Here is a 7,816-nt window from a genome sequence, read left to right as displayed (position 1 = left end):
ATTTGCATTCGGCTTGGCGGCAGCGAGTTTCTTCCCAGCAATTATTATGGGTATATTCTCTAAAACAATGAACCGCGAAGGCGCAATTGCAGGCATGGTAACGGGTATTGGCTTTACCGCTGCGTATATCATTTTCTTCAAGTTTGTTAGCCCAGAGCTAAACAGCCCTGAAAACTGGTTCTTAGGTATTTCACCTGAAGGTATTGGCTTAATTGGTATGATTATTAACTTTGCAGTAGCTGCAATTGTTCTTAAGTTTACTAAACCTACACCAGTTGAAATTCAACTAATGGTTGAAGGTATTCGTAACCCTAAAGGATCGGCTGAAGCGCATGACCATTAGCCACAATTTATAAGTTACAGTTTAGAAAACATAAAGCACCAAAAGCCCGACTTTAGTCGGGCTTTTTATTTGTTTAATAAATAAGTACATTGGTGTTGTGTATACTTTTTAATGAGTACAACAATGAGTGTAGAGCAACAAGAAATAGCCCAATACGTTTGTTTGCAAGCGCCTTTTACACTGCTTGATAGCAGCGCATACGAATATTTTGTAAATCATCTTGATATTATTTACCTCACCCGCGAAAACCAAACGCAGTGGTTACAAAGTGAAAACCCTAAACTATTTTTAATTCGCTCTGGTTTGTACGACCTAGTTGATGGCAAGGGGGATGTTGTTACACGCTTAGCGCAAGGTGATTATTTTGGTTTTCCGTCGCTGTTAACCGGCGAAGCAATTCAAAATAGGTTAGAGGTACAAAAAGAAGGCATAGTGTATATGCTCTCTCAAACGCATTTTGATTATTTACGCCGAGAATACAAATCGTTTGAGCAATATTTTGTACGCGCTCATGCTAACCGGTTGTTGTCATCGCATTATAAAAGTAAAAACGATAGTTGGTCTGAACGTAAAATATCAGAGCTGATGACCCGCACAGCAATTACACTTTCGCCCGATGCAAGTATTAGGCAAAGCGCTAAAAAAATGAAAGAGCATGGTGTCTCGTCAATAATGATAACGCAGCACGCACACTTAGTGGGAGTTGTGACTGACCGCGATTTACGTAATCGAGTACTTGCTGACGAGGTAGACCCACAAGATGCAGTCAGCAGTATTATGACCGCCAAGCCCAAGTTTATATTTGAAAATAACCGGGTGTTTTCGGCGCTGCACTTAATGCTTAAATACAATATTCATCATTTGCCCGTGCTCGACGAAAACCATAACCCGATAGGAATGATAACCAGCACCGATTTACTGCGCCAACAAAAAAGTGACCCCGTACAGCTTATTGGGCGCATATACAAAGCGCATACTGTTACTGATTTAAAACGCTACGCAAAAGAAATCCCCGAACTTTTGCGTGGTTTTTCGTACAACATTGACGACATATCGCTAATTGGTAAATTACTGAGTGGTTTAACTGATGCGCTTACATCGCGCCTTATTCATTTATTTCAAGAAGAGCATGGCGCAGCGCCAACCAGCTTTAGTTTTATTTGCTTTGGCTCGCAAGCACGAGAAGAACAAACCCTGCATTCAGATCAAGATAACGGCTTATTACTTCCAAACGACTTAACTCCCGAGCAACACGCTTACTTTAAAAGCATGGGGGAGTTTGTATGTGAAAACTTAGTTGAATGCGGCATTAGGCGTTGCCCAGGTAATATTATGGCAAGCAGCGATGAGTGCCGTATGAGCGTAAACGACTGGAGCGAGCGATTTTTTAAATGGATAAAAAGCCCAACGCCTGATGCAATGCTTAACTGTAAAATATTTTTTGACCTGCGATTTATTGAAGGCTCAAATACTTTATACACCGCTTTTTGCGAGCAATTAATTCGTATATCGCGTAACGACTTATTCTATGCCGCAATGGCAACCGACATAAGCAGCAACAGCGTGCCAATTGGTTTATTTAATAAATTTAAAACTGAAAAAACAGATCAAAATAATAAATATATAGATTTAAAAAAACGCGGTGTCGTAATTATAAATGACATAGTGCGGTTATATGCTCTAAAAGCGGGTATTAGGCGCGCCAACACACAAGAGCGGTTGGACGCACTACTAAAGCATAAACTGATCAGCAAAGAAGATATATACAACCTAAAAGACTGCTGGCGGTTCTTAACGCAGCTTCGCTTGAGTACACAAATAAACGAAGAGGGTTTACCGAGTAATTGTATTAACCCTAATAAATTAAACTCATTAGAGCGCCATCAACTAAAAGAAGCGTTTTACCTTGTTAAACAAGCGCAGCAAGCCGCCGCGTTTAAGTTTGCTCGCGGCAGTTTATAATGATGGATTACTAACATGGTAAAAAAGCTGCTCACTCGGTATTTAAAGCGCCGTAAATTACTAGGCAAAAATGCCTTACAACAACGTTATTTGGTGATTGATTTAGAGCTCACTGGCCTTGATGCAAAACAGCACGAAATTGTATCACTAGCGTGGGTGATAATAGATAACCAATGTATAAAAATGAGCGAGTCGCAGCACCTTATAAATAAAGACGTAAAAAGCCTTGAGCAAAGTCCTGTTTTTCATGGGATTAGTGATGATGCTATAGCAAAAGGGCAAAGCCTAAATAGTATATTAACGCAGTTAAGCAGACATTTTAGCGACTGTATTTTAGTGTTTCATAATGCCATGCTCGACTGGGGATTTTTAAAAATAGCGCTTAAAAATGCCAATATAACGATACGTCCCAAACTCATAATCGACACACTCCATATTGAACAAAAGCGCTTACTTCATCATTCAACTGAAATAAAACAAGATGATTTAACCCTAAATGCCTGTCGCACACGTTATGAGTTACCGAGCTATCATTGCCATCATGCCCTTACTGACGCACAAGCGACCGCCGAGTTACTGCTAGCCCAGTGCCATCAAATAAGCCGTGGCAAAGAGTTGCAGTTGAGGTCAATAATTTAACAAAACTACAGCATTTACTAATTACTTTGTTAAGATAAGAATTTTAAAAGGATTTATTATGGTAATTGAAGCCGCCAGTAAGTATTACAACCAGTTAAACAATGACCTTAAAGCAGTTAAAAAATACATTCATAATAATTTTGGTGTGTTTCTTACTATTCTTTACTTACTGGGTAGTTTGTCAGGTGTCGTGTATCTTTACGTTTTACTTAATAACTTCTCGATTGATGTATTCAACTTTATTGAAATAAGTGACTTTTTACTGGCACTGATTTCAAATCCTTTACTTATTACTCTTTATACTACGCTCATCGTTATAACTGCTATTTATTTCAATTGGCGCTCAGGACACACACCAGACCCTAGTAAAACAAACATTTTAAAAAGACTTTATTATGGCTTTTGTTACCCGTACTATTTATTAAAACCTAGTTATACAGCGGTATTATTTTTAGCACTTATAATACCTACATACCCTACTATATTGGCGCATTTTCATAGTAAAGATATAGTAAACGAAAAAACAATGAGTTATCACTTATCATTAAATTATCCAATTGCTCAGAGTAAAGTAACTCAAATTCAAAATGTTCAAATAGTAGCCTCAACAATTGGGAATTTATTTGTTTATGATAATAAACAAGATAAGTTACTTATTATTTCACAAGAAAATATTTCAGCATTAATACCTAACCTACACCAAGAAAAAACGATTAAGCCAAAGTCAAAAGCTGCATCAAGCACACAGTAATTAAACATTCGCAGAAATACTATTGACTGTTATTTATTAACGCATAACTCAGCATGGCACTTTATTCAGGGCAAATTATGAAACTCATTACCACTATTTTTCTAACCTTATTTCCTCTTATCACTTTTGCCAATTCAAGCTTACCTACAAGCCGTCAAATTTCGGTTCAAGGGACTGCAGAGGTGATTGCCAATCCTGATATCGCTAAAATACTATTTCAAATTATAAGTATTAAAAACGAACCTTTAGCAGCTAAGAACGATCTTGATAATAAAGTTAATTTACTAATTGACGGACTAAATCAATTTGAAATAACTGCCGATGATGTAGTTGCCTCAAGTGTTAAAGTTGAAAAAACGGGTATGGATTACATTGAAACAGGGCATCAAGCTCCCGCTGAATACGCAGCTATAAGGACCTTTGAAGTAACACTAAAAAACATTGAAAGAGTGAATGATTTAAGTGATTTTTTATTGAATTTAAAAGTAAATGCGATTCAAAATACTGAGTTTTTATCTTCAAAAGCTGAGCTGTTACAAGCACAGGCCACACAACAAGCACTTAATAACGCAAAAGAAAAAGCAAATGTACTTGCTAAGTCCTTTGGTACAAAAGTGGGTGAAGTACGCACTATTAGCTCAACTCAAAAAAGCGTTTACAGTGGCTTTGGTGCAGCGGTTAAAAAAATAGATAGAGTAAATCCAATGAGCGATTCATTTCCTAAAGCTCGCAAAAATTATTTACAACAAACGATAAGCTTTAAATCATCAATAAACGTGGTGTTTGATTTAGAAGTAAATGATTAAGTTAGGGCGTGTTTTTCTTTCGATGTTGAATTTGCAGCGGTATGTTTGGTATTAAAGCAAGGCAGAGCCTATGGTGTGTGGTTATTCCACATAAGTAGGCGATAACACAGCATAAATACCAAACATGCGCTGCCCTTTGGGTTCGTCCTAGGGACAATTCACTCTTTGTTGCTCGGTTTTTACTTAGCCCACTAGGTTTCAAACCTCGCGCCGCGATTAAATAGCCCCTAGATAGAACAAATTTAACCCCGAATGGTCAACACGCCCCAAAATTTTCATTTCAAATACATTTTCATAATGTAAGCTGGCTTTAAGTTTTTGATTAATTTGAAGGTAGCCATATTATGAGCGATGAAGATAACACGTTAAAAGCACAAACTGAGGCAAAAATAGCAGCAGGGCGTAAAGGTAATCCTGATTTTATGAAAGGTGTTGATGAAACGATTGCACAGGCAAAAGCGTTTCAACAAGGTGCTAATGCACTTGATTTAAACCAAAGCGCACCAAGTTTTGAGTTACCAAATCAACATGGTCAATCGGTGCAGTTAACCGAGTTACTTGCTAAAGGGCCTGTAGTTGTTACTTTTTATCGTGGTAGTTGGTGTCCGTACTGCAATTTACAGCTCAAAGCGCTTCAAGCACGCTTGCCTGAAATTCATGCGTTAGGCGCACAATTGGTGGCTATTAGCCCGCAAGTACCCGATGGCTCACTTAGTGATGATGAAATAAGTAACATGGATTTTTTAGTACTGAGTGATCAAAATGCCGATGTAGCAGCAAGCTACGGCGTAGCATGGCAAGTACCTACATTTTTACTAGAGCATATGCGAGTAGACCGAGGCCTAGATTTAGAGTCGGTTAATAATGGCAATAGTCGTGTTTTACCGATCCCTGCCACCTTTGTTTTAGATGAACAAGGTAAAGTGACTTGGCGTTATGTTGATGTTGATTACCGTACTCGTTCTGAGCCAGAAGATATAATTAACGCATTAAAAAATTTAGTATAAAAACTTAATTTAAAAAGTCAGAACCATCAAAGAGCTTGCAATGCGTAAGCTCTTTAACCTTAATTTAAAGTTTCTAATGCTACCCTCTTATAATAATGCTCAAGGTCGATTACAATACAGCCATCTAAAAGGCGTATTGCCTTTATCTGCACGCTAAAAGAGTGGATTTTATATTTCATGGCAATCAAACTTGCAATTAATGGTTTTGGTCGTATTGGTCGAAATATTGTCCGCGCGTTATACGAGTCTGGTTTGAGCGACGATATAAAAATTGTTGCGATTAACGAACTTGCTGATCCTGAAGCTATTGCTCATTTATTAAAATACGACACATCCCACGGTCGTTTTTCTTTTCCTGTAAAACTTGGTGAAGACACCATTAGTGTTGCAGGCGATACCATTGCACTTTTTTGTGAAGAAAACCCAATTGAATTACCTTGGCAAACGCTCGATGTAGACATTGTACTTGAATGTACGGGTGTTTATCACTCGCGTGAACATGCGCAGCTACATATTACTGCAGGCGCTAAAAAGGTGTTGTTTTCACACCCGGCTGATAACGATGTTGATGCTACGATTGTGTATGGCATTAACGACGATGAGCTTAAACGCGAGCACACAATTGTGTCTAACGGCTCGTGTACAACTAACTGTGTTGTGCCGGTTATTAAAGTATTAGATGATGCATTTGGTATTGAGTCGGGCGCTATTACAACGATTCATGCGTCGATGAACGATCAACAAGTGATTGATGGTTATCATCATGATTTACGCCGTACTCGCGCTGCAAGCCAATCAATTATTCCAGTTGATACAAAGCTCGCCCGTGGTATAGACCGTATTTTACCTAAATTTAAAGGCCGTTTTGAAGCCATCGCCGTACGTGTTCCTACTATAAATGTAACGGCAATGGATTTAAGTGTAACGGTTAATACCGATGTAGATTTAAACGCAGTAAATAACGCACTTAAAGCACAAGCAAAAGACCGCTTAGAAGGTATTTTAAGTTATACCGAAGAGCCGCTTGTATCGGTTGATTTTAATCACGACCCACATTCTTGTATTATTGATGGCACACAAACACGTGTTAGTCACAAACGACTGATAAAGTTATTGGTATGGTGTGATAACGAATGGGGTTTTGCTAATCGCATGCTCGACACAGCGCGTGCTATGATGGCAGTGAATAAGTAATTTATTAATATAATAATTTTAAACGTATTTTTCAGGTTCAGTATCGTTAACTAAGGAGATGTTCATGTCGGTCATAAAAATGGCAGATTTAGATTTAAACGGCAAACGCGTATTAATTCGTGAAGATTTAAATGTACCAGTTAAAGCAGGTAAAGTGACGTCAGATGCGCGTATTCGTGCAGCACTACCTACTATTAAATTAGCGCTTGAGATGGGTGCTAAAGTAATGGTTATGTCACACCTTGGCCGTCCTACGGAAGGGGAATATGATGAAGAGTTTTCGCTAGCACCTGTCGCTGATTACTTAAACGATGCCCTTGAGCAAACTGTACGTTTAGAAAAAGATTACCTAAACGGTGTTGATATTGCTGATAACGAAGTTGTTGTTTTTGAAAATGTGCGCTTTAACAAAGGCGAGAAGAAAAACGACGAAGCCTTATCTAAGCAACTTGCAGCACTGTGTGATGTATATGTAATGGATGCATTTGGTACGGCTCATCGTGCACAAGCATCTACCCATGGCGTTGGCTTATTTGCTGATGTGGCATGTGCAGGTCCATTGTTATCAGCTGAGCTAGAAGCGTTAGGCAAAGCACTTGATAACCCAGCGCGTCCATTAGTAGCGATTGTTGGTGGTTCTAAAGTATCTACTAAGCTAACCGTTTTAGATTCACTTTCTAAAATTGTTGACCAATTAGTTACTGGCGGCGGTATTGCAAATACCTTTATTGCTGCATCAGGTAGCCCAGTTGGTAAATCGCTTTACGAACCTGATTTAATGGATGAAGCTAACCGTTTATGTGCAGCAGCGATTGCTAATAATGGTGAAATTCCGGTACCGACTGACGTAGTTGTTGGTAATGAGTTTTCTGAGTCTGCTGTAGCTACGCTTAAAGATGTAAGCGAAGTGACAAGCGATGATATGATTTTTGATATTGGTCCTGATACAGCGAGCAAGCTTGCAAAAATTATTGCAAATGCGGGCACTGTTGTATGGAATGGCCCTGTTGGCGTGTTTGAGTTTGACCAATTTGGTAATGGCACACGTGCTATTGCACAAGCAATTGCTAACTCAAATGCATTTTCGATTGCGGGTGGTGGTGATACCCTAGCC

7 protein-coding genes and 1 pseudogene are annotated in these 7,816 nt (G+C 38.7%); all 8 read left to right on the top strand.

Annotated elements, in window-relative coordinates; translation table 11 throughout:
• A pseudogene (locus L655_RS0100350) lies at nucleotides 1–343 on the top strand (cation acetate symporter); the annotation flags it as partial.
• A gap of 123 nt (nucleotides 344–466) precedes the next feature.
• On the top strand, nucleotides 467–2,305 hold the full coding sequence (locus tag L655_RS0100345) for a DUF294 nucleotidyltransferase-like domain-containing protein (protein WP_024603714.1): 1,839 nt from the start codon (nucleotides 467–469) through the stop codon (nucleotides 2,303–2,305).
• A 15-nt stretch (nucleotides 2,306–2,320) separates the two neighbouring features.
• Nucleotides 2,321–2,944: a 3'-5' exonuclease gene (locus L655_RS0100340; protein WP_024603713.1), complete on the top strand. Its 624-nt coding sequence runs from the start codon at nucleotides 2,321–2,323 to the stop codon at nucleotides 2,942–2,944.
• A 58-nt stretch (nucleotides 2,945–3,002) separates the two neighbouring features.
• Entirely contained in the window at nucleotides 3,003–3,695 is a 693-nt protein-coding gene (locus L655_RS0100335; RefSeq protein WP_024603712.1) for a hypothetical protein, read from the top strand.
• Between the two features lie 77 nt (nucleotides 3,696–3,772).
• A complete protein-coding gene (locus L655_RS0100330; RefSeq protein WP_024603711.1) occupies nucleotides 3,773–4,501 on the top strand; it encodes an SIMPL domain-containing protein in 729 nt (242 codons plus the stop codon).
• Between the two features lie 344 nt (nucleotides 4,502–4,845).
• Nucleotides 4,846–5,508: a peroxiredoxin-like family protein gene (locus tag L655_RS0100325; protein ID WP_024603710.1), complete on the top strand. Its 663-nt coding sequence runs from the start codon at nucleotides 4,846–4,848 to the stop codon at nucleotides 5,506–5,508.
• Nucleotides 5,509–5,685: 177 nt separating this feature from the next.
• Entirely contained in the window at nucleotides 5,686–6,702 is a 1,017-nt protein-coding gene (epd, locus tag L655_RS0100320) for an erythrose-4-phosphate dehydrogenase (protein WP_024603709.1), read from the top strand.
• Between the two features lie 64 nt (nucleotides 6,703–6,766).
• Nucleotides 6,767–7,816, top strand: a 1,050-nt coding sequence (locus tag L655_RS0100315) for a phosphoglycerate kinase (RefSeq protein WP_024603708.1), incomplete at its 3' end; no start/stop codon positions are given.

The organism is Pseudoalteromonas sp. TAE79 (genome assembly GCF_000498015.1).
GTDB lineage: Bacteria > Pseudomonadota > Gammaproteobacteria > Enterobacterales > Alteromonadaceae > Pseudoalteromonas.
This window is presented reverse-complemented; position numbering and strand designations above follow the sequence as displayed.